The organism is Enterococcus sp. DIV2419 (genome assembly GCF_051711865.1).
Taxonomy (GTDB): domain Bacteria; phylum Bacillota; class Bacilli; order Lactobacillales; family Enterococcaceae; genus Enterococcus; species Enterococcus faecalis.
Window position 1 is genome coordinate 395236 of record NZ_JBIONS010000001.1, and the last position, 22728, is coordinate 417963.

Sequence of the window (22728 nt, forward strand, 5' to 3'; positions counted from 1 at the left end):
TGATAAAAATGGAATTGACAGAAGAAAAAAGAGAAGAAGTCTTACAAGAAAGTATTCCGCCAATGGGCTTTCGGATGATTGCACGAGAATTCGTCAAAGAAAAAATGGCGATGTTTTCTTTAATCCTTTTGGTCATTATCTTATTAGCCGTTTTTATCGGTTCGTTAGTGTTAGACCAAAGTGCCGTTATGCATGTAAGTATTTTAGATAAATATGCGGAACCAGGTACCGTTACAATGAATGGCACCAAGTTCATTTTAGGTGCCGATGAAGGGGGTCGTGATGTTTTAGGACAATTGATTATCGGGGCTAGGAACTCGATTTTAATCGGTTTTGCCATTACGATTATTACGTCTATTATCGGGGTCGGTTTAGGGATTATTTCCGGTTATTATGGAGGTATGATTGATAATATTTTGATGCGTATCGTGGATTTTATTATGATTTTGCCAATTATGTTAATTATTATTGTGTTCGTTTCCGTGATTCCTAAATATAGTATCTGGTCCTTTATTTGGATTATGTGTGCGTTTTATTGGGTTGGAAAAGCGCGGTTGTTCCGCAGTAAAACGTTATCTGAAGGGCGCCGAGATTACGTTAGTGCCTCTAAGACAATGGGAACAAGCGATTTTAAAATTATGTTTCGAGAAATTATGCCGAATTTAAGTTCATTAATTATTACGAACTTAACGATTAATTTCGCGGCCAATATCGGGATCGAAACAACGTTAACTTTCTTAGGCTTCGGGTTACCACAAAGTGTCCCAAGTTTAGGAACCTTAATTGGCTACGCCAGCAGTGGGGATGTATTAGTCAATAAACAATGGGTTTGGTTACCTGCATCAATTCTAATTTTAGTCTTGATGTTAAGTATAAACTATGTTGGACAAGCATTTAAGCGCTCAGCAGATGCACGACAACGATTAGGCTAATTAGCCAAAAAATGAGGGAGGAAAAGAGATGAACAAGAAACGGATTTTAGGTGCAATCACGTTAGCTTCTGTGTTAGTATTCGGGTTAGCTGCATGTGGTGGCGGCAATAAAGGCGGGGGCAATAAAGCAACGGAAACAGAAGACATTTCAAAAATGCCAATCGCTGTTAAAAATGATAAAAAAGCAATTGATGGCGGGACATTAGATGTCGCTGTAGTTATGGATACACAATTCCAAGGACTTTTCCAGCAAGAATTTTATCAAGACAACTATGATGCACAATACATGCTTCCAACGGTACAGCCATTATTTAACAATGATGCAGACTTTAAGATTGTCGATGGGGGTCCTGCGGATCTGAAATTAGATGAAGATGCCAATACAGCGACCATTAAATTACGTGACAATTTGAAATGGTCTGACGGTAAAGATGTGACAGCCGATGACGTGATTTTCTCTTATGAAGTCATTGGTCATAAAGACTATACAGGGATTCGTTATGATGATAACTTTACGAATATTGTTGGCATGGAAGACTACCATGCTGGTAAATCGCCAACCATTTCTGGCATAGAAAAAGTCAATGATAAAGAAGTTAAAATCACTTATAAAGAAGTTCACCCAGGAATGCAACAATTAGGTGGCGGTGTTTGGGGTTCAGTTTTACCAAAACATGCCTTTGAAGGAATTGCTGTTAAAGACATGGAATCAAGCGATGCAGTTCGTAAAAATCCTGTGACTATTGGACCATACTACATGAGTAATATTGTGACAGGTGAATCTGTTGAATACCTACCAAATGAGCATTACTACGGTGGCAAACCTAAATTAGATAAATTAGTGTTCAAATCTGTTCCTTCTGCGAGCATTGTAGAAGCGATGAAAGCGAAACAATACGATATTGCATTATCAATGCCAACAGATACGTATCCAACCTACAAAGATACTGAAGGGTATCAAATCTTAGGACGTCCCGAACAAGCCTACACGTATATTGGCTTTAAAATGGGTACGTTTGACAAAGAAACCAATACAGTGAAATACAATCCAAAAGCTAAAATGGCAGATAAAAGCTTACGTCAAGCCATGGGCTATGCAATTGACAATGATGCAGTCGGCCAAAAATTCTACAACGGCTTACGAACAGGGGCAACAACGTTAATTCCACCAGTCTTCAAGAGCTTGCATGATAGCGAAGCGAAAGGCTATACGCTTGATTTAGACAAAGCGAAAAAATTATTAGATGATGCTGGCTATAAAGACGTAGACGGCGATGGCATTCGCGAAGACAAAGAAGGCAAACCACTAGAAATCAAGTTTGCTTCAATGTCAGGCGGCGAAACTGCACAACCACTTGCTGATTACTATGTCCAACAATGGAAAGAAATTGGCTTAAACGTAACGTATACAACAGGACGCTTAATTGATTTCCAAGCATTCTATGATAAATTGAAAAATGATGACCCAGAAGTAGATATCTATCAAGGCGCGTGGGGCACAGGTTCAGATCCTTCACCAACCGGCTTATATGGTCCAAACTCAGCCTTTAACTACACACGTTTTGAGTCAGAAGAAAATACTAAATTACTTGACGCGATTGATTCAAAAGCATCATTTGATGAAGAAAAACGTAAAAAAGCCTTCTACGATTGGCAAGAGTATGCCATTGATGAAGCGTTTGTAATCCCAACGCTTTACAGAAATGAAGTCTTGCCTGTCAACGACCGTGTAGTTGACTTTACTTGGGCAGTTGATACGAAAGATAATCCATGGGCAACGGTGGGTGTCACAGCAGACTCACGGAAATAAAAAAACAGATTCTAGAAGACATAAAGCTCTTCTAGAATCTGTTTTTTTGGATAGGATAGTTTCTTAGGCCATCTTATTTTATGTGAAAATTTTTGTTACTTCAAGCAATTACAATTTATATGTATGCGTTATTTTTTTTGTTATAGATGAATTGTTTTTTATGCAGTATGGTTTTTGATGGGAGGTTCTGTTTTTTTTATTTTATTTAGTGTGTATATCTACATGTTTGTTATGAAATGTTATTTTTTTTATTATATATATAATACTCCCTTTACGTATAAAGAACGATAAGTTACAATTAGATTAAGTTTTAGTTAGTTTTTGAAGGTGTGTTTGGTATTGTTTATAACTAAAACTTATATTTAAAGAAAGGAGTGAATGGATATGCCACTTTATATGGAGAATTATTTGCTTGCATTGCAATCAAAATATTCACAAGAAATAACTGTAAAATGGGTTTGGGCAGTTGTAATATTACTTTCAGTGATTGGCTGTATTGGTTATGCAGTTTACTGTAGTTGGGTAGGTGGAACATTTGCTGGGAGTATTAAAATTGGTGTTCCCGACTTGGTACACGTTACCTTCAATTGTAAACGTTGATATTTAAGGAGGAAGGAGCCTCTATTTTATGGAGGCTTCTTGTTAAGAAACTTATGATAAGAATTGAAAATTTAACAAAAAAATTTGATAGGAAAGTTTTAGATAATATAACTATCTCATTGCCTAAAAACCGAGTTAGTGTGATTGTAGGTATAAATGGAAGTGGGAAAACTACTTTATTAGATTGTATTGTAGGATTGAAAGATGCAACGTCTGGAAAGGTATTTATTGAGAGCTATTCTAATGATTCTGAAAAGTTTAAAGAATGTATATTCTATATACCATCGGAATTTTATCTACCTAATTATATGACGGGTAAAGAGTACTTAAACTTTGTTTTATCAAGATATCGCTGTAGTGATATAGAACGGATAGATGATTTTTTAGAACTATTTGATTTAAAATTTGCTGGAACTAATTTAATAGAATCGTACTCATTTGGTATGAAGAAAAAAATACAAATAGTTGCAGCAGCACTAGCTAACACTGATTATATATTAGGTGATGAAATATTTAATGGACTTGACTTTGAGACAACATTGCTTACGTTAGAGCTGTTTGAAAATTTATCTAGAGAAGTAGGGATAGTGATTATTTCTCATAATAAATTAATTATTGAAAGGTTTTCAGAGAATATTTTATTGATGTCCAATGGCAATTTAACTCCATTTTTAGGGGCGTCAGAGAATTTAGAAAAAGAAGTGATAAGTACGGAGAAAATTCATGAAAAAATTAAATACATCAAAGGATATCATCCTATTAATCGAGTTATTTATTGATAATGCTTTACGAGGTTTGCTCAAGCACTCTATTTTGTCAAAAAAGAGTACTCGCATCGTAATAGGTGTGTGTGTATTTTTTATCTATTTTGCATACTTTTTTTTTAATATGAGTGAACTAGCTAGAATTGTACCAGATTCAGAAAAAATTAGTCATATTTTGATAGAACAAGGTCGAAAAATAACTTTTTATAGTTATTTTAGTAATACATTTGTTTTAGGTATAATAGCATATATTTTAGTTGATAATACTGTTGCATTAGATAAAAACTCCTTATTTTTTGTGAAAACATTGCCTTTTAGAAAGAAAGACATCAGCTTATCTTTTATGCTATTCAAATTTGTAATTATGATATTGCTTTATGAATTAGTTATGATCATTTCTACGCCAGCTATTAAACTTGTGACGACTGTTCCTATTGAATATGTCATTTTTTTTATTGTTCAGCATCTTTTTTATCTAGTGGTAATTGGGGTGATTGAGTTTATACATTGTTTGTTTACATTCTTTTTGAAACGAAGAGTGAAACAAATTAATAGTCTCAAAGTGATAGGTGATAGTTTATTAATGATTTTTGCTACTTTTTATTTTTTTGATTTTCGTTATGGTTTAGAATTATTTCTAGCAAACCAATTGTGGAGTATCTCCTATATGATTCCTATCACTTTTTTTCTAATAGTGGTATGTTTAATGCTTATTAGTATAGGCCTATTAAGACTAATTAGTATTCTTGAAAATCAAATGTCTCAACATTCAAAATATATATACATTCCATTCTTAAATAAAGTTATATTTCGTTATAAAGCGAATTGGTATTTTATTAGTTTTACTACAGTTGTTATGTTGGTTATTTTTTTCCAAAGTGGTTTAAGAACAATGTTATTCATTTTGACAACTGTTATGGCCTTTTCAGGCGTTTTATTATTAAGCTATGGAGATATTACTGCTGATTTCAGAAAACAATATGATTTATTGAGAATAAAAATTAGAAATGAATGGTTGAGTCAACTATTGCTAGTGATAATGTTGGCAATGCCATTGTTACTACTTTGTTTTTGGGGATTTGGGGAGTTAGCTCAACTAATTACAGCGTTGTCGTTATCATTAGTAGCTATAATTTTGGGATATGTATTTCCAAAATCACAAGGAAGTTTAAATGAAACGACTTCATTATTGTTATTATTTATTGTATTTGTTCTAGTTAGTTTATTGACAAATCGCTCTTTTGGTTGGTTGATTCTAATTGTTTTAGTACTCTTGCATTTGTTAGTAATTAAGAAGGTGAGAAATGAAAAAGAATAGTAAATATTTAGGAAGTATAACAGTTATCTATTTGTTAGTTCTTGTGATCGAAACATTATGGGAGCTATTCCATACCAGTCGCACAGAATCAACGAAAGTCACTACCTTATTAGGAATTACGATTGATAATCGTATAAGTAAACATGAAATTTCAACTACTTTTGGTTTGACAATTAAGGTATTAGTACTCTATTTGTTGTTATTGTTAGTTGTCTATATTTTGACTGGGTTATTTGGAAAAAAGAAAATATGATTATTAAGTTATCAATATTGTATGTGTTGTCAATATATGTCGTGTTACTTGTACATGAGTGGTTACATTTTATTTTAGCCAAATTCTTCAAATACAATGCTTATATAAAGAGAGTTGGTCTATACCCATTTAAAGTGGTGTATACGAACAGAAATAATCCTCTAGATAATTTATTGATTTCAGCGATATCTCCGCTTTTCTTGGTTATAGTAGGAATAATTTTGCCATTAAATTATTATACTGTGATTTTAAAAGTATCTTGTATTAGTAATATTTTTAATCTCTTACCGTTTACTGCAGATGGAGAAATAATTTTGCTTTCAATTTTTCAAATTTTTAGGAGGAGAAATAAATGAAAAAAAGAAAAGTGTTCATTATTTTTCTTGTTAGTTTGATTATATTTGTTTTTGGTTATTACTTAGCGTTTAATCAAAATAAGTATGTATCATATAATGACGAGACAAAACAGTTTGTACATACTGATACTTCAAAAATAATGGGAAATCTGGTGAACAGACAACAAGGAATTTATTATTTTGGCTTTCCGACTTGTCCTTGGTGTCTAGAATTATTACCAATACTAGATAAAGAATTAGAGAAGGAAAGTATGAATGCTTATGCTGTAAATACTCGTGGTGATGACTATACAGAAAATGATGATGAATTATTACAAAAATTTTATCAAAAATATACTGGGGATGAGTCGCTTTCTGTACCTTTTATTGTTGCTATAAATAATAAGAAAGAGGTGCAGGTTCATATAGGCACAGTAAAGAATCATGATGCGACTAAAACAAAATTAAAAAGACGACAAAAAGAAGAATTATCCCAATCTTTAAATGAGATGTTAATATTTAGTGAAAGTGAATAACTGAATGCTTTTTTTATTGTCTCTTGCTGGTACGTTTATTCAAAAAATTCCGAGAAAACGTTGCTACGTTTTCTCTTTTTTTATGGGGTAGCAGTGGCTGATTTGATAGCTGGAGAGGTGATTTATTTATTTTTTCTAAAAAATAATGAGAACACAGTGAATAACAGGCTTTTTCTGAATAGAACCATTTAAAAAAAGTGAAAAAAAAAGTATAATGAAACAAGGTGTAAATAAATGTAAAGGAATGTGGAGAATGGACAATCAGTTAACAACAGAGTTAAAAGAACGTTACGGCATTGTTTTCCATGATGTCAATCTATTAGAGCAAGCTTTTACTCATTCATCCTATGTGAATGAGCATCGCTATTTAAAATTATCCGATAATGAACGTCTTGAATTTTTAGGAGATGCAGTTTTAGAATTAATTGTTTCACAATATTTGTATTTAAAATTCCCAGAACTTCCAGAAGGAAAATTAACGAAGATGCGCGCAGCCATCGTTCGGGAAGATAGTTTAGCCAAATTTGCGAAAGAATGTCACTTCGACAACTACATTTTATTAGGTAAAGGAGAAGAAGCATCGGGCGGACGAACACGTGCATCATTATTATGTGACTTATTTGAAGCCTTTTTAGGTGCCCTCTACTTAGACCAAAAAGTTGGCGCAGCCAAGAAATTTATTGAAGACGTTATTTTTCCGAAAATTGATGCCGGTGCTTTTTCACATGAGATGGATCACAAAACACAATTACAAGAAGTTTTACAACGCAAAGGCGATGTTTCAATTGAATATCGCTTAATTAAAGAAGAAGGCCCTGCTCATGACCGCACCTTTTTCACTGAAGTTTACATGAATGGTGAACTCATTGGGTTAGGCCAAGGAAAATCGAAGAAGTTAGCTGAACAGGATGCCGCTGAGCGGGCACTGAAAAGTATTCCTCAGTAAGGCTGGAAGGAGCAATATTCGTGTATTTAAAACGAATTGAAATTACAGGATTTAAATCATTTGCAGATAAAACCATTATTGAATTTGAAGATGATGTGACAGCAGTGGTTGGTCCGAATGGAAGTGGGAAAAGTAATATCACGGAAGCCGTTCGCTGGGTATTAGGTGAACAATCTGCGAAAAACCTTCGCGGTGGCAAAATGAACGACATTATCTTTGCCGGTTCGGAAGGTCGTAAACCGCTAAATATTGCGGAAGTTACCGTGACGTTAGACAACAGCGACCATTATTTAGCATTGGATTATAGTGAGATTAGTGTCACCCGTCGTTTAAAACGAACGGGCGAAAGTGACTTTTTTATTAATAAACAAGCGTGCCGTTTAAAAGACATTCAAGATTTATTTATGGATTCAGGGTTAGGCAAAGAATCTTTTTCAATTATTTCGCAAGGGAAAGTTGAAGCGATTTTTAATAGTAAACCTGAAGACCGTCGAGGGATTTTTGAAGAAGCAGCGGGCGTTTTAAAATACAAACAACGAAAGAAAAAAGCTGAACAAAAGCTTTTCGAAACCGAGGACAACTTAAGCCGTGTCCAAGATATCATTTACGAGTTGGAAGACCAATTAGTTCCTCTAGCCGCCCAAGCAGATGCGGCCAAAAAGTATTTAGCTTTGAAAGAAGAACTTACCGAAATTGATGTCAATTTAACTGTGACCGAAATTCAAGAAGCAAAAGCTATTTGGGAAACGAAAACGCAAGAATTAACAGCCATTGAAGAAAAGTTAGCTGGCGCAAGTAAGCAAGTCCATGACCTAGAAGGCAAATTGGTACGTTTACGAAGCAAGCGCAATCGTTTAGATGAACAAATTGAAACGGAACAACAACAATTATTACAAGTGACAGAAGCGTTGAAACAAGCAGAAGGACAAAAAAATGTTTTAATTGAACGTTCCAAACACACCTCCCAAACGGCAAGCGAATACGAAGAGACGTTGGCAGAAACGGCCGAAAAAATTGTTCGTTATCGAGAAGAATTGCAGACGCTGGAAACAGCAATCGCAGAAAAAACGGCACAACGTCAGACGTTAAAAGAAGCATTGGCTTTGGCAACGAAAGATGTGGAAAAATATAGTAAGTCTTCTAAAGAATTAATGGAAGAATTGCGCAGTCAGTATGTGGAAGTCATGCAAGAACAAGCCAATACAGCCAATGACTTAAAATATTTAGAACGACAATATCAACAAGAAACAGCTAAAAATCAACAATCGCTAGCAAAACACGAAGCGCTAGAAGAACAGATGGTTGAAGCTCTTGCAATGAAAGAAACGCTAGAAAAAGAGCAAAAAGTTGCAAAACAAGGCTTACAAGAACAGTTGGAAGAATACACTGCGTTGAAAGCAACGCTTGAAGCCAAACGTGAACGATTAGCACAGCGTCAAAATGATATGTACCAAGCGATGAATCAAGTGCAACAAGCGAAGGCACGCCAAAAAAGTTTGCAAGAAATTCAAGAAAATTACGCTGGCTTCTATCAAGGCGTGAAAGCTGTATTGCGTCACAAAAACCAATTAACTGGGATTGTTGGCGCAGTGGCTGAGTTAATTGAAGTGCCTAAAGAATATACGTTGGCGATTGAAACGGCCTTAGGTGGTGCGGCGCAACATATTGTTGTGGAAAATGAGAAAGATGGTCGTGCAGGCATTACCTTCTTAAAACAACAACACAGTGGCCGAGCAACCTTTTTACCATTGACTACCATTAAGCCGCGCTCTGTATCGTCGATGGTTCAGAATCGTTTGGCTGGTGCACCGGGCTTCGTGGGGATTGCCAGTGAATTAGTTCGTTATCCAGAACAAGTACAAGCCGTTATTCAAAATCTCTTAGGCGTCACGATTTTAGCGGCAGATTTAACGAGTGCCAACCAGTTAGCAAAATTAGTCAATTACCAATATCGCGTTGTCTCATTGGAAGGCGATGTGATGAATCCTGGCGGTTCGATGACTGGGGGAGCCAATAAACGTGGCAACCAAGGAAGCCTATTTTCACAAGCGCAAGAACTTCAAACAATCACTGAACAAATGACTCAATTAGAAACACAACTAAGAAGTGTAGAACAAGAAGTCCAAGCGCTCTCGCAAGAAGTGAAAACAGCCACGGAACGTGCAGAAATGTTGCGCTCTGCTGGTGAACAAAATCGTTTAAAACAACAAGAAATTGATAATAAATTAGCCAATCAAACAGAAACGATTACTCGTTTAACAAAAGAAAAACGTCTGTTTGAATATGAATCACGGGAATTGCATCAATTCTTAACCGAATATCAAGCGAAAAAAGCCACATTGACAGAGCAACAAGCAAGCTTAACGGCAACGAAAGAACGTTTAGATGCTGAAATGAAACAAGTGGAACAAGAAGCTAGCCAAATGGAAACCTTTAAAGCCCAAGCGCAAGAACGCTTGACGACAGTTCAAGCAGAACAAGCAGTAGCGGCGGAACAATGTGCCCATTTTGCTCGTCAAAAGCAAGACAAACAAGAACAATTGGACGAATTGTTGATTCGAGAAACGGCCATCCGTCAACAGCTACAACAATTAAGTAGCCATTCTAGCGATCACCAGTTAACCGAAGAAGGCTTAGCGGCACAAGTCGCTCAATTAGCGGAGAAACAAACAGCGTTGCAAACCTCTTTACAAACGGCACGTAGTCAACGACAAGCGTTGCAAGAAGAAGTAGACGAGTTAGATACAAAATTAGCGGAAGAAAACAAACGCCAACAACAGTATTTAGCAGATAAAACACAAATTGAAGTCCTAAAAAATCGTGCAGAAATGCAATTAGATAGCTCGTTAAGTTACTTACAGGAAGAATACAGCTTAACCTTTGAAGCTGCCTATGAAGCGTATTTCCCAATCGATGATTTAGCGCAAGCACAGCAAACAGTGAAACGCCTAAAACAAGAAATTGAGCGGTTAGGACCTGTTAACTTAAGCGCCATCGAGCAATTTGAACAAGTCGATGAACGCCATCAATTTCTAGTCAGTCAACGTGATGATTTATTAAATGCGAAAGAACAATTATTTGAAACCATGGATGAAATGGACCAAGAAGTGAAAGAACGGTTTAAAGAAGTCTTTGAAGCAATTCGTGGCCAGTTCAAAGTGGTATTTCCTAATATGTTTGGAGGCGGACGGGCAGAACTGGTGCTAACCAACCCAGAGGATCTCTTGAATACAGGGATTGAGATTGAGGCGCAACCACCAGGGAAAAAATTACAACATTTAAGCTTGTTGTCTGGAGGCGAACGGGCATTAACGGCGATTGCGTTACTCTTTTCAATTATTCGTGTTCGACCAGTTCCGTTCTGTATTTTAGATGAAGTAGAAGCAGCTTTAGATGAAGCCAACGTTGCTCGTTTTGGCCATTATTTAAGCGAATTTGAAGATGGCACACAGTTTATTGTGGTGACGCATCGTAAAGGGACAATGGAAGCCGCAGATGTTTTATATGGCGTGACTATGCAAGAATCTGGGGTTTCAAAAATCGTTTCAGTTCGCTTGGAAGAGGTCAAAGAAGGTGGCGCAATTGAAAAAAGCAATTAGCCAGAAGCAAGGAGGAGCGAACGTTTGATAAAATTGGTTGCTATTGATTTAGATGGAACATTATTAAATAGCCAAAAAGAGATTTCTTTACGGAATAAACAAGCACTGATGGCTGCGAAACAAGCAGGCGTGAAAGTTGTTATCTGCACAGGTCGACCTTTGGCAGCCATTGGTCCTTACTTAGAAGAATTAGGTTTACAAGATGAAGGCGATTATAGCATTACTTTTAACGGCGGGTTGGTTCAAAAAAATGATACAGGAGCCATTATTGAGAAAACATTGATGCCCTTGGAAGCGATTCATGAGCTGTACCAATTAGCAACCACACTCAACATGCCGTTTGATGTCTTATCCGATGAGGTCGTGATGCAACTGCCTTCTGCACCTAATTATCCTTCAATTTATAGTTCTCTAAACAAATTATTAACCTTTGAGTCCTACAAATTAGAAGAGTTAACCCCGAATCGAATTTATAACAAAGTTGTTGTTGCGATTGATGAAGCGTATTTAAATGAACGCATCAAGGAAATTCCGGCCTCTTTTTATGAGCGCTTTGAAATTATTAAAACGCGAAATAACTTATTAGAATTTATGCCAAAAGGGATTACGAAAGCCTATGGTATTTCCTTGTTAGCCAAAGATTTAGGAATCCGTGCAGAAGAAATCATGACGCTAGGGGACGAAGAAAATGATTTACCGATGATCGAATACGCTGGCTTAGGTGTCGCCATGGCAAATGCGATTCCATTAGTTAAAGAAGCCGCAGATGTCGTCACAGACACGAATGACCAAGATGGCGTTGCCAAAGCGGTCGAAAAATATATTTTAACGCCGTTGGAAGGAGGCCAATAAGAATGGGATTTTTTGATAAAATTAAAAAAGCTTTTTCCGCTGAAAAAAAGGAAGAAGAAAAACAAGAGATAATTGAAGAAACAGTAGACGAAACACCTAGTGATGAATCAGCGCCTACTGAATCAAAAGAAACCGCAGTAGAAGAGGCGCAAACAACGCCAGAAACGACAGCGGAAGAAGTCACAGAAACAGCCGATTTAACAGATAACGCTGAAATGGAAAAATTAGCTGGCGTAGAAGAAGCGTTAGAAGAAGAGCCAGAAGAAATCCTGACAGAGGAAACACAAGAAGTTGTTGTGGAAGCGCCTGAGGAAGAAAGTAGTGTCGTGACTCCGTTGGCAGAACCAACAGACACGCAGGTTTCAGAAGAAATTGAAGAGTCAAAAGAAGAGCAAGTCCAAGAAAAATATGAAAAAGGTTTGGAAAAAACGCGTAAGACATTTGGTCAACGGTTAAATGAATTGTTTGCTAATTTCCGGAGCGTCGATGAAGATTTCTTTGAAGAATTAGAAGAAACGTTGATTGGTGCAGACGTAGGCTTTGATACATCCTTAAAAATTACAGAAGCCTTGCGACAAGAAGTGAAACTGCGAAACGTGAAAAAACCAGCTCAAGTTCAAAATACCATCATTGAAAAAATGGTTGATTTGTATGAAGAAGCAGGAATTAATGAAAATAATGCAATCAACTTACAGCCAAATGGCTTAACCGTGATTTTATTTGTTGGTGTTAATGGAGTTGGTAAAACAACCAGCATTGGTAAATTAGCCCATCAATACAAGTTGGAAGGAAAGAAAGTTTTAATGGCCGCTGCCGATACGTTCCGAGCGGGTGCCATTGATCAATTAGTTGTTTGGGGTGAACGGGCTGGCGTTGAAGTTGTGCGTGGGAATGCTGGCGGCGATCCAGCAGCGGTCGTTTTCGATGCAGTGGAACGTGCCAAAGCAGAACAGGCCGATGTTTTGCTAGTGGATACAGCAGGTCGTTTACAAAATAAAGTCAACTTAATGAAGGAATTAGAAAAAATTAAACGAGTCATTCAACGAGAAATTCCAGATGCGCCTCACGAAGTTCTCTTAGTTGTGGACGCAACTACTGGGCAAAATGCGATGACACAAGCCAAACAGTTCAAAGAAACAACCGATGTCACTGGCTTAGTTTTAACCAAACTAGACGGAACAGCCAAAGGTGGTATTGTCATTGCTATTCGGAATGAATTACACTTGCCAGTGAAATTAGTTGGTCTAGGTGAAGGCATTAACGATTTAGAACCATTTAATGCCAACGATTTCGCAATGGGCTTATTTAAAGGCTTATTAAAAGATGTTTAGTTGTAGAAAATAACAGGTTTGGGAAGAACGTGGGACAGGAGTATTTAGCTTCAAGAATGAAGAAGCTACTCCTGTCCCGCCGTTTATTTTAGGATTGGGACGGATGTTCTAAGTTCTTCCTAAATCGTTTCTGAAAAAATGAAGGAGTGAGGGAGAAGATGACAGAACAAATGTGGATTGAGAAGTTAGGATTAGAAGCGCATCCTGAGGGCGGTTATTTTAAACAAACCAATAAAAGTGAACAATTGATTCCAACCAAACGAGGCGAACGGGCGTTGCATACAGCGATTTTGTTTCTATTAAATACAGAAAGTCCGTCACATTTTCATCGTTTAAAAGCGGATGAATTATGGTTTTTTCACGATGGTCAGCCGTTAACCGTTCACTGTATTTTTCCTGATGGAACGTATCAAGCTGTTCAGTTAGGGAAAGACTTAGTTCAAGGACAACAGCTTTCGTTCTCAGTTCCTGCCGGCACAATCTTTGGCTCTACAGTAGCGACAGGATTTGCGTTAGTCAGTTGTGTGGTTACACCAGGCTTTGAGTTTGAAGACTTCGAGTTATTTACTCAAGCGGAATTGTTAAACGATTATCCACAACATAGTGAAATCATTCAGCACTTGGCTTATCGAGAATTACCTTAAGAAAACGTTTTAGTAACATTTCTTTTATGAATATGCTAGTATAAATCAAACAAGCTTGTTGATTTTGTCGCAACGCACACTTAGCTGTCGTAGATGATTAAAAGAAAGGGATGAATCACATGGGCACAATGGTTTTTGTTAACTTCCCAGTAGCGGATGTCCAACGTTCTACAGCCTTTTATGAAAAACTTGGATTCAAAAAGAACGAGGAATTTTCAACAGAGGAAGCTAGTTCGATGATGTGGGATGATCAATTTTGGATTATGTTGTTGAACCATGACTTTTATGGAAAATTTATCCAAGAAAAGCAAATTATTGATGCGCAAACAACCAGTGGAGCATTAATTTCCTTTAGTTTAGAGAGTGCCGAAGCCGTAAAACAGTTTGGCGAAACCGCCAAAGCTAACGGAGGCAACTGTTACCGAGTTGATATGGGAATACCAGAAGAGCAAATGTATGGCTTAGAGGTGCAAGATTTGGATGGCAATAGCTTAGAACCTGTCTGGATGAAGATGTAAAAAGAGCCGCAAAATCTCTACAGATTTTGCGGCTCTTTTCCTACAAAAAACTATTGTAAATTATTGGCATTAGTAGCTTCAACGCCATAAGAATCAGCTACTTTTTTCAAGCTAAATCCTTTTCCGTAGACTTCACTCGCACTCATTGAAATCAAAAAAGCTTCTTCATCAATATCAAGAATGGCTTCTTTTAAGCGGGGAAAATCTTTTTCACGAATGACAGTCATTAAGAGCATGCCTTTCGCGCTTCGATAACCGCCTTCGATTGGCACCAAGGTCACACCTTTATCTAGTTCACGTAATAAGCGTTCTTGAATAGCGACATATTTTGGTGAAATAATCATCACATTCTTCGAGCGAACCAGACCAACTTGAATCATGTCAACGACACGACCAATTGTAAATAAACAAATTAAAGAGAATAACACAATATCTGCATTAAAAGCATACATTGCTGATAAAATGACTAAACCATCGACGAATAAAATAGCAATACCTAAGGAAACTTTGAAGTATTTATTGACAATTTGTGAAATGATTGCTGTCCCACCAGTTGAAGCATTGCCACGGAAAACCAAGCCTAGGCCAGCACCTGTAATAATACCGCCAAATAATGCTGCTAGAAAAATATTATGTGTTAAAACAGGCATCCCCGAAGTAATTCCTACAAAAAATGGATAAATAAGACTGCCATAAATGGTTTTGACACCGACCTCTTTCCCAAGAAGTAAGAAACAAAGCACTAAAAGAGGAATATTGATGGCGTAAAGAACAATGGCGGGACTAATCCCGAAAACATAATTAATAACAATACTAATGCCATTGGCTCCGCCTGCGACAAGTTTATTTGGCAATAAGACCGCATTGATTGAAATGGCCAAAATGAATGCACCGACTGTTACATAGGCGGTGTCTTTTAAACGTTGGGCTGTAAAAAATTTGTTCATAAAATACCTCCAATTATTTATTAGTTTAGTGAATGATGACATAAAAAAAGACAGAACATGAGAGACAAGCCTAATCGACTTATGTCCCACACTCTAAATCTTCAACTAATCAACTGAACACTTTTTCCTTATACTAACATGAAATACGACAAGAAAACATAGTGAACAAACAATTTTTTGGAAAAGAGGTCGGGACAGAACCGTTTAGCTCCGAGAACCAAGTAGGTACTGATTAACATCTATTTGCTTTGCAAATAGTGTTTCTCAGCAATAAGAAGAAATTTCCGAAAATTGTCATAAAACACAACGAGGTACGAGTTGATGTTGCATGATACCTACCCGGTGTTCTTTAATTTTTGGAGACCAAGTAGGTATTGTTCATCATCGAATCACTACGTTCTTCGTGATTCTCAACAATTTCGGTTTATTTCCGAAGGAGTTGGTTCTGTTCCCGCCGTTTATCAGATTTTGAGCCCGGAACAAAAATCCAAAGTGATTTTTTTCACAGGCTCAAAAAAGTCAAAAAGCGGCCAGCCCAAATAGCTTCATGATGTTGGATAATTTGTGCCGCGGTTAAATGTCCATTATCCAAGGTGGAAGTGGTTTTCGGTGTCATCAAACACGTATAGCCTAAACCATGAGCCATCCGAATTGTAGTGTCCACACAAAACTCGGTTTGGACACCAGCGATTTCTAACGTTTGAATGTCGTGTTCCGTCAGTAAATCATTTAAATTTGTTTGGTAAAAGGCATTCACATGTGTTTTGCGGATGAAAAAATCTGTGGGTTGTGCATCCAGTTTTTCAAAAAGTTGCCAAGAGTCTGAGCCAAAAGGTAATTCGGTTTCTTCATGTTGAACAAAAATAATGGGCGCATGGTGTTGGCGGTAGATAGCAATACGCTGATTGACCTTTTCCAACACTGCTAGCAGACGGTACAATTGCTGCGACGGACTTTCGATGCCTTTTTGAAAGTCAATTAAAAGTAATGCACGATTTTTCATGAGCAATCCCCACTTTCTATAAACTAGTTGTTTTGAGTATAACGGAAAAAGGCGCTCTCTAAAAGTGTCTCGAAAATTCCCAAGTGAACGTTCAAAAAAACAGCATATTTACTCGTTTTCCTATATAATAGTAAGAGAAACAGATAGTTTGTAGAAAGAAAGGCGACAAGATGAATTATAGAGAATTAATGCAAAAGAAAAATGTTCGTCCTTACGTATTGATGGCTCGTTTTGGTTTAGAAAAAGAAAACCAACGTAGTACACGAGAAGGGCTTTTAGCGACAACTGATCATCCCACGGTTTTTGGTAACCGTTCTTATCATCCATATATTCAAACAGATTTTAGTGAAACACAATTAGAACTAATCACGCCTGTAGCAAATAGCGGCACAGAAATGCTTCGTTTTTTAGATGCCATTCACGATGTGGCTCGTCGTTCGATTCCAGAAGATGAAATGCTGTGGCCATTAAGTATGCCGCCACAATTACCAACAAAAGATGAAGAGATTAAAATCGCTAAATTAGATCAATATGATGCGGTGTTATATCGTCGTTATTTGGCAAAAGAGTATGGCAAACGAAAACAAATGGTCAGCGGAATTCATTTTAATTTTGAATATGACCAAGCCCTGATTCAGCAATTATATGATGAACAATCCGAAGTGACAGATTGCAAACAATTTAAAACGAAAGTGTACATGAAAGTTGCCCGTAACTTTTTACGTTATCGTTGGTTAATTACGTATCTTTTTGGGGCTTCGCCAGTTAGTGAAGACGGCTACTTTAGGGTCTATGACGACCAACCGCAAGAACCTATTCGCAGTATTCGGAATAGTACGTATGGCTACAGAAATCATGACAATGTGAAAGTATCGTATGCCTCATTGGAACGCTATTTAGAAGATATTCATCGCATGGTGGAAAATGGTTTACTTTCTGAAGAAAAAGAATTTTATGCGTCTGTGCGCTTACGTGGCGGGAAACAAATGTCTGATCTGCCTAAAACAGGTATTCGCTATATCGAGTTGCGTAATTTAGACTTAAATCCTTTTTCGCGTTTAGGCATTGTGGAAGATACCGTGGATTTCTTACATTATTTCATGTTGTATTTATTGTGGACAGATGAAAAAGAAGAAGCGGATGAATGGGTAAAAACTGGCGATATTTTTAATGAACAAGTGGCTCTTGGTCATCCTCATGAAACGATTAAGTTAATTGCAGAAGGCGATCGGATTTTTTCAGAAATGATTGATATGTTAGATGCTCTAGGCATTCGCAAAGGCAAAGAAGTTGTCGGTAAGTATTATCAACAACTGCGGAATCCACAAGACACCGTTTCTGGCAAAATGTGGACGATTATTCAAGAAAACTCCAACAGTGAACTGGGAAATATTTTTGGAAACCAATATCAAAGTATGGCCTTTGAACGCCCTTATCAATTAGCTGGTTTCCGTGAGATGGAATTATCCACACAAATTTTCTTATTTGATGCGATTCAAAAAGGTTTGGAAATCGAAATTTTAGATGAACAAGAGCAATTTTTGAAACTGCAACATGGTGAGCACATTGAATACGTCAAAAATGCCAACATGACTAGCAAAGATAACTACGTGGTACCATTGATTATGGAAAACAAAACCGTGACAAAGAAAATTTTGTCTGCAGCAGGGTTCCATGTGCCTGGCGGTGAAGAATTTTCATCTTTTATTGAGGCACAAGAAGCACATTTACGCTACGCCAATAAAGCGTTTGTCGTGAAACCAAAATCAACGAATTACGGTTTAGGAATTACCATTTTTAAAGAAGGCGCTTCGTTGGAAGACTTTACGGAAGCGTTACGGATTGCTTTTAAAGAGGACACAGCGGTTTTAATTGAAGAATTTTTACCTGGAACAGAATATCGGTTCTTTGTGTTAGATAATGATGTAAAAGCCATCATGTTGCGCGTACCAGCCAATGTTACCGGAGATGGCAAACACACTGTAGAAGAATTGGTGGCCGCTAAAAATAGTGATCCATTGCGGGGGACCAATCACCGTGCACCACTAGAGTTAATCCAGTTAAATGATTTAGAAAAACTAATGTTGAAAGAACAAGGTTTAACTATCTATTCTGTGCCAGAAAAAGAGCAAATCGTGTACTTGCGAGAAAATTCTAATGTTAGCACGGGCGGGGATTCGATTGATATGACTGATGTCATTGATAATAGTTATAAACAAATCGCCATTGAGGCCGTAGCTGCTTTAGGAGCCAAAATTTGTGGCATTGATTTAATCATTCCTGACAAAGACGTAAAAGGCACACGTGATAGCTTAACGTACGGGATTATCGAAGCAAACTTTAATCCAGCCATGCACATGCATGTGTATCCTTACGCTGGAAAAGGACGCCGTTTAACAATGGACGTTTTAAAACTTTTATACCCAGAAGTGGTTCAATAAAAAAGAATACCGCCAAAAAATTCATAATAGATTTTTTGGCGGTATTCTTTATAAAAACGTTTTCTTGGTGAACCCAATAGGTTATACTAAAACTATTACCAATGAAAGTTGTATGACGGTGGCTCTGAGTTAGAGAGGCAGGTGATGCCTATGTGTATCCGATGCACTTTAACGAAAGGAGCATTTTTTGTCAATCGAAGCGGCATTGGAATTGATGATTAGTTTTGCTCTGAGGCTAAGGCGAAAGCGTTTAGCTCCGAGAAATAAGAAGGAATTTCCGAAAATAGTTCTTCAATTTTTGGAGAATTTCGGCTTATTTCCGAAGGAGTTGCTTTTGTTCAGCTGATTAGCGTTTGTTGCACTACTGATTTTCGGTATCCTTGAAGCAACGAAAAACAATAAAAAATAACCGTTCATAAGCTTGACAGGCCGAACGGTTAAACATTAATAAAAACTTAACTCAGTAAGCCACCAGTTCTTATAACTGGCATTGGTATAAAAGGAGAGGTATGTACCCGCATACCTCTCTTTTTCATTTTCATAATAGCATAATTCTATTATAAATGGAAGCGCTCATAACTTTCCTTGAGCTTTTTATGAGTGAAATAGTTTTTGCCAAAAGCCTTTTTTAGCTGTTGGCTCTTCTTTTGGCGTTTCTGTTGCTTGAGGATATTTTTCTGTAACGTCAATCACAGGTTCATCGACTGCATGTTTTTCAGCTAACAGTAAGCCGAGAGAGTCAGGGTTGTTCTCCACAAAATTGTTAACAATCTTAAAGGTTGCGCCATGCTGATTTAATAATTTAATATAGGTACTTTGCAGGTCAGAAGAGATTTCGCCATTTAAAAGTACTGTAACTTCAGGATGCTTCGCTAATTCTTCTAATAAATGTTTTTGGTTCTGTGCATCTTTCATTTCAGCGACGGTCATGGAGAGACGGCAGCGTTCACGAAATGTGCCCATGTATTTGTGTTGTTCTTCAGGATTAACGAGGGGCGTACCGTACATTCCTTTATCCAGACGTTGTTGTAAGTCATCATTCGCCATTCAGTAACACTCCTTTCCTAACGTTTCCCTCCATTATAGCATATCTTAGATAAGTCGTTGGTCAGTCGGCTTGAGAAGAAGTTTTTAATAAAGGAAAAAAAGTGGTTGCATTTGTGATGGTTTTCTCATACACTGTAACTAAGAATGAGAATCATTCTCAATTAAATAAAAATGGAGTTTTCTCATGAAAAAGATTGGTTTGTTTGTTCTACTATTACTTTTCAGCTTATTGTCATTAGTGATAGGGGTGAAGGACATTGCACTTTCTCAGTTGTTTCAATTAGATGCGCAGCAACAATTTGTTTTATTTACCACCCGTGTTCCCCGCACGTTGAGTTTAATCATTGCTGGTAGTACGATGAGTATTTCTGGATTGATTATGCAGCAACTCACACAAAATAAATTTGTCGCTCCTAGTGTCGCTGGAACAACCGATAGTGCAAGGTTGGGTATTTTAGTCGCAATGTTATTTTTCCCAACAGCTCCGTTTCTCTATCGAACGGCAATTGCTTTTATTTTTGCGCTAAGCGGGACCTTGTTATTCTTAGCGCTCATTCGATTATTACCAAGTAAGAATCAAGTGATGGTCCCTTTGGTGGGCGTGATGTTTGGTAACATTCTAGGTTCAATTGCCACATTTTTTGCCTATCAATACCAATTGGTTCAAAATATGTCTGCTTGGTTACAAGGAAATTTTTCCACAGTTATGAAAGGGAATTATGAATGGTTATTCTTAATGATTCCTTTGTGGTTTGTTATTTATTTATTTGCTTATCATTTCACTGTCGTTGGTATGGGTGAAGCATTTGCAAATAGTCTTGGCGTCCATTACCAGCGAATTCAGTTTTTAGGTTTGACGCTGGTTGCTTTAGCAAGTGCCATTGTTTTATTGATGGTGGGGAATATTCCGTTTTTAGGGGTTGTGATTCCCAATCTCGTGTCTTTACGTTACGGCGATCATATGAAAAATACCTTGTGGTTAACTGGGATTTGCGGGAGTTTGTTCTTGTTAATCTGTGATATTTTAGCACGAGTATTGATTGCCCCTTATGAAATTCCTGTCAGCGTGGTTGTCGGAACATTAGGGAGCATTTTGTTCATTTTATTATTACTAAGGGGGCGCAAACGATGAAACGGCCTTTAAAAAAATGGCTTTCATTACTTTTGCTTTTAGCTGCCGTAGTAATTGTGAGCCTTTGTTATTTAACTTATAACACGTATGGCAATTGGTCCTTTGCTTTGGCGTTACGAGGCAAAAAGTTATTGGCTTTTATTTTTGTCGGAATCGCTGCGGCTTTTTCAACTATTAGTTTTCAAACAGTCACGCAAAATCATTTCCTAACGCCAAACATTTTAGGAATGGATTCCTTGTACGTCTTTGTGCAGACGGTGTTATTTTTTCTTTTAGGAGGCGCACAAGCGTTAGGTCAAGTAAGTCTTGGCTCGTTTTTGATGAACGTCTTTTTAATGGTGTTTTTAAGTACTAGTTTATCGTATTTTCTATTACGCAAAAATCAATCCGACTTATTTTTATTATTGATGATTGGCATGATTTTAGGTGCTTTTTTCAGTAGTATTAGTACGTTTTTACAAGTGATTATGGATCCTAACGAATACGACTTACTCCAAGGAAAGTTGTTTGCCAGTTTTGGTAACGTCAATAGTCAGTATCTCGTTTTCGTTGGTGTGGCGGTACTCATGATTTGTGGGATACTTTGGCGGGAAAGTTACCGTTTAGACGTTTTACATTTAGGAAACCATCAAGCACAAAATTTGGGGATTGCTGTGAATCAGTTTCAATTAGTGTTGTTGTGTTTGATCAGTAGTCTGGTCGGCTTATCAACAGCATTAGTGGGACCGATTACATTTTTAGGTTTTATCGTGGCCAATATGAGTTATCAATTCATGAAAACCTATCGCCACCGAGAACTGTTTGTGGCAGGGAGTTTAATAGCAGTCTTTTTACTGGTGTTCGGCCAATTGATGGTTGAACAGGTCTTTCATTTGAATACCCCGCTCAGTGTCGTGATTCAATTTGTTGGGGGCGTTTATTTTATATGGAAAATTATTGCAGAAAGGAAGCAACGCACATGATCCAGATGAGTGATGTATCAAAAAAATATGGCGATAAATTTGTCGTTTCAGACATTGATTTACCTATTTCTGAAGGCAAATTAACGGCCTTTATTGGGCCAAATGGCGCTGGGAAAAGCACGCTGCTAGCCATGATGAGTCGTTTAATTCCCAAAGATACCGGGGAAATTTATCTGGACAAGCAAGAAGTAAAAACCTGGAAGCAATCAGCTTTTTCACAAAAAATTGCCCTTTTAAAACAAGCCAACGGTGTACAACTTAAATTAACTGTGCGAGAACTAGTCAATTTTGGCCGCTTTCCTTATTCCAAAGGTCGCTTAAAAAGCGCTGACCATGAAAAAGTAACAGAAGCACTGGAACAATTGGGCTTAACTGAAATGGCGGAAGAATACATTGATACCCTTTCTGGGGGCCAATTACAACGGGCGTATATTGCCATGATTTTAGCCCAAGATACCGATTATATTTTATTGGATGAGCCCTTAAATAACCTCGACATGAATTATGCGGTTCAAATGATGCAGATTCTTAAACGCTTAGTGGATGAACTAGGAAAAACGATTCTGATTGTTCTACATGATATTAATTTTGCCGCAAGCTATGCAGATGAAATTGTCGCCATGAAAGGCGGAAAGCTCTATGCGCATGGCGCAACAGAAGAAGTTATTCAAACAAGTATTTTAAATGATCTTTATGAAATGAATATCCGGATTTGTGAAATTGAAGGAAAACGCTTTTGTCTTTATCACTAAATCGGG

Annotated in this window: 20 protein-coding genes; 17 read left to right on the top strand and 3 right to left on the bottom strand. The window is 37.2% G+C overall.

From position 1 onward, the window contains the following. Nucleotides 1–8: 8 nt before the first annotated feature. The 13 genes from opp2C to IGI97_RS01925 all read left to right on the top strand — a co-directional run bounded on the left by opp2C (nucleotide 9) and on the right by IGI97_RS01925 (nucleotide 14438). Nucleotides 9–932: an oligopeptide ABC transporter permease Opp2C gene (gene opp2C, locus IGI97_RS01865; protein ID WP_002365358.1), complete on the top strand. Its 924-nt coding sequence runs from the start codon at nucleotides 9–11 to the stop codon at nucleotides 930–932. Nucleotides 933–960: 28 nt separating this feature from the next. Beyond that, on the top strand, nucleotides 961–2742 hold the full coding sequence (opp2A, locus tag IGI97_RS01870; protein WP_033786643.1) for an oligopeptide ABC transporter substrate-binding protein Opp2A: 1782 nt from the start codon (nucleotides 961–963) through the stop codon (nucleotides 2740–2742). A gap of 378 nt (nucleotides 2743–3120) precedes the next feature. Further along, nucleotides 3121–3342: a hypothetical protein gene (locus tag IGI97_RS01875; RefSeq protein ID WP_002368444.1), complete on the top strand. Its 222-nt coding sequence runs from the start codon at nucleotides 3121–3123 to the stop codon at nucleotides 3340–3342. Next, a complete protein-coding gene (locus IGI97_RS01880; protein ID WP_002378963.1) occupies nucleotides 3339–4121 on the top strand; it encodes an ATP-binding cassette domain-containing protein in 783 nt (260 codons plus the stop codon). Before IGI97_RS01875 ends, IGI97_RS01880 begins: the two co-directional genes overlap by 4 nt. Then, the gene (locus IGI97_RS01885; RefSeq protein ID WP_002378962.1) at nucleotides 4066–5424 is read left to right on the top strand and encodes a hypothetical protein; all 1359 of its coding nucleotides are present in this window, start codon (nucleotides 4066–4068) and stop codon (nucleotides 5422–5424) included. Before IGI97_RS01880 ends, IGI97_RS01885 begins: the two co-directional genes overlap by 56 nt. Further along, the gene (locus IGI97_RS01890; RefSeq protein WP_002368441.1) at nucleotides 5411–5677 is read left to right on the top strand and encodes a hypothetical protein; all 267 of its coding nucleotides are present in this window, start codon (nucleotides 5411–5413) and stop codon (nucleotides 5675–5677) included. The genes IGI97_RS01885 and IGI97_RS01890 overlap by 14 nt, the downstream gene beginning before the upstream one ends. 352 nt (nucleotides 5678–6029) lie before the next feature. After that, nucleotides 6030–6548 carry a transporter gene (locus IGI97_RS01895; RefSeq protein WP_375343748.1) on the top strand — a complete coding sequence of 173 codons (519 nt, stop codon included), beginning with the start codon at nucleotides 6030–6032 and terminating at the stop codon, nucleotides 6546–6548. Nucleotides 6549–6801: 253 nt separating this feature from the next. After that, nucleotides 6802–7494, top strand: coding sequence for a ribonuclease III (rnc, locus tag IGI97_RS01900; protein WP_002354946.1), 693 nt, complete (start codon nucleotides 6802–6804; stop codon nucleotides 7492–7494). 20 nt (nucleotides 7495–7514) lie between these two features. Beyond that, nucleotides 7515–11093: a chromosome segregation protein SMC gene (gene smc, locus IGI97_RS01905; protein ID WP_438737865.1), complete on the top strand. Its 3579-nt coding sequence runs from the start codon at nucleotides 7515–7517 to the stop codon at nucleotides 11091–11093. Between the two features lie 24 nt (nucleotides 11094–11117). Continuing rightward, a complete protein-coding gene (locus IGI97_RS01910) occupies nucleotides 11118–11945 on the top strand; it encodes a Cof-type HAD-IIB family hydrolase (RefSeq protein ID WP_002359053.1) in 828 nt (275 codons plus the stop codon). A 2-nt stretch (nucleotides 11946–11947) separates the two neighbouring features. Then, entirely contained in the window at nucleotides 11948–13276 is a 1329-nt protein-coding gene (gene ftsY, locus IGI97_RS01915; RefSeq protein ID WP_438737232.1) for a signal recognition particle-docking protein FtsY, read from the top strand. Between the two features lie 158 nt (nucleotides 13277–13434). After that, nucleotides 13435–13920, top strand: coding sequence for a cupin domain-containing protein (locus tag IGI97_RS01920; RefSeq protein WP_002381091.1), 486 nt, complete (start codon nucleotides 13435–13437; stop codon nucleotides 13918–13920). Nucleotides 13921–14039: 119 nt separating this feature from the next. Further along, nucleotides 14040–14438, top strand: coding sequence for a VOC family protein (locus IGI97_RS01925; RefSeq protein WP_002354951.1), 399 nt, complete (start codon nucleotides 14040–14042; stop codon nucleotides 14436–14438). A gap of 50 nt (nucleotides 14439–14488) precedes the next feature. Here IGI97_RS01925 and IGI97_RS01930 read toward each other — a convergent pair whose 3' ends face one another. Then, entirely contained in the window at nucleotides 14489–15385 is an 897-nt protein-coding gene (locus IGI97_RS01930; protein WP_002368434.1) for a YitT family protein, read from the bottom strand. 502 nt (nucleotides 15386–15887) lie between these two features. After that, a complete protein-coding gene (locus IGI97_RS01935) occupies nucleotides 15888–16388 on the bottom strand; it encodes a cysteine hydrolase family protein (protein WP_016634996.1) in 501 nt (166 codons plus the stop codon). Between the two features lie 170 nt (nucleotides 16389–16558). Between IGI97_RS01935 and gshAB the strand changes: the two genes are divergently transcribed. After that, the gene (gshAB, locus tag IGI97_RS01940; RefSeq protein ID WP_438737867.1) at nucleotides 16559–18829 is read left to right on the top strand and encodes a bifunctional glutamate--cysteine ligase/glutathione synthetase; all 2271 of its coding nucleotides are present in this window, start codon (nucleotides 16559–16561) and stop codon (nucleotides 18827–18829) included. Between the two features lie 594 nt (nucleotides 18830–19423). Here gshAB and IGI97_RS01945 read toward each other — a convergent pair. Then, a complete protein-coding gene (locus IGI97_RS01945) occupies nucleotides 19424–19876 on the bottom strand; it encodes a YueI family protein (protein ID WP_002359057.1) in 453 nt (150 codons plus the stop codon). A 184-nt stretch (nucleotides 19877–20060) separates the two neighbouring features. Between IGI97_RS01945 and IGI97_RS01950 the strand changes: the two genes are divergently transcribed. The 3 genes from IGI97_RS01950 to IGI97_RS01960 are packed head-to-tail and all read left to right on the top strand — an operon-like array spanning nucleotide 20061 to nucleotide 22722. Beyond that, on the top strand, nucleotides 20061–21008 hold the full coding sequence (locus IGI97_RS01950) for an ABC transporter permease (protein ID WP_002394759.1): 948 nt from the start codon (nucleotides 20061–20063) through the stop codon (nucleotides 21006–21008). After that, nucleotides 21005–21970 carry an iron chelate uptake ABC transporter family permease subunit gene (locus tag IGI97_RS01955; protein WP_208778263.1) on the top strand — a complete coding sequence of 322 codons (966 nt, stop codon included), beginning with the start codon at nucleotides 21005–21007 and terminating at the stop codon, nucleotides 21968–21970. Before IGI97_RS01950 ends, IGI97_RS01955 begins: the two co-directional genes overlap by 4 nt. Beyond that, nucleotides 21967–22722, top strand: coding sequence for an iron ABC transporter ATP-binding protein (locus tag IGI97_RS01960; RefSeq protein ID WP_002354962.1), 756 nt, complete (start codon nucleotides 21967–21969; stop codon nucleotides 22720–22722). The genes IGI97_RS01955 and IGI97_RS01960 overlap by 4 nt, the downstream gene beginning before the upstream one ends. The last annotated feature ends 6 nt before the right edge of the window (nucleotides 22723–22728 follow it).

Bases quoted from the DNA above. Each gene is read 5' to 3' on its own strand.
- IGI97_RS01920 (WP_002381091.1), top strand. From the start codon at position 13,435: ATGACAGAACAAATGTGGATTGAGAAGTTAGGATTAGAAGCGCATCCT.
- IGI97_RS01930 (WP_002368434.1), bottom strand. From the start codon at position 15,385: ATGAACAAATTTTTTACAGCCCAACGTTTAAAAGACACCGCCTATGTA.
- IGI97_RS01885 (WP_002378962.1), top strand. From the start codon at position 4,066: ATGAAAAAATTAAATACATCAAAGGATATCATCCTATTAATCGAGTTA.
- IGI97_RS01875 (WP_002368444.1), top strand. From the start codon at position 3,121: ATGGATATGCCACTTTATATGGAGAATTATTTGCTTGCATTGCAATCA.
- IGI97_RS01890 (WP_002368441.1), top strand. From the start codon at position 5,411: ATGAAAAAGAATAGTAAATATTTAGGAAGTATAACAGTTATCTATTTG.
- opp2C (WP_002365358.1), top strand. From the start codon at position 9: ATGGAATTGACAGAAGAAAAAAGAGAAGAAGTCTTACAAGAAAGTATT.
- IGI97_RS01945 (WP_002359057.1), bottom strand. From the start codon at position 19,876: ATGGCGAATGATGACTTACAACAACGTCTGGATAAAGGAATGTACGGT.
- IGI97_RS01955 (WP_208778263.1), top strand. From the start codon at position 21,005: ATGAAACGGCCTTTAAAAAAATGGCTTTCATTACTTTTGCTTTTAGCT.
- IGI97_RS01950 (WP_002394759.1), top strand. From the start codon at position 20,061: ATGAAAAAGATTGGTTTGTTTGTTCTACTATTACTTTTCAGCTTATTG.
- opp2A (WP_033786643.1), top strand. From the start codon at position 961: ATGAACAAGAAACGGATTTTAGGTGCAATCACGTTAGCTTCTGTGTTA.
- IGI97_RS01935 (WP_016634996.1), bottom strand. From the start codon at position 16,388: ATGAAAAATCGTGCATTACTTTTAATTGACTTTCAAAAAGGCATCGAA.
- ftsY (WP_438737232.1), top strand. From the start codon at position 11,948: ATGGGATTTTTTGATAAAATTAAAAAAGCTTTTTCCGCTGAAAAAAAG.
- gshAB (WP_438737867.1), top strand. From the start codon at position 16,559: ATGAATTATAGAGAATTAATGCAAAAGAAAAATGTTCGTCCTTACGTA.
- IGI97_RS01960 (WP_002354962.1), top strand. From the start codon at position 21,967: ATGATCCAGATGAGTGATGTATCAAAAAAATATGGCGATAAATTTGTC.
- IGI97_RS01895 (WP_375343748.1), top strand. From the start codon at position 6,030: ATGAAAAAAAGAAAAGTGTTCATTATTTTTCTTGTTAGTTTGATTATA.
- IGI97_RS01925 (WP_002354951.1), top strand. From the start codon at position 14,040: ATGGGCACAATGGTTTTTGTTAACTTCCCAGTAGCGGATGTCCAACGT.
- rnc (WP_002354946.1), top strand. From the start codon at position 6,802: ATGGACAATCAGTTAACAACAGAGTTAAAAGAACGTTACGGCATTGTT.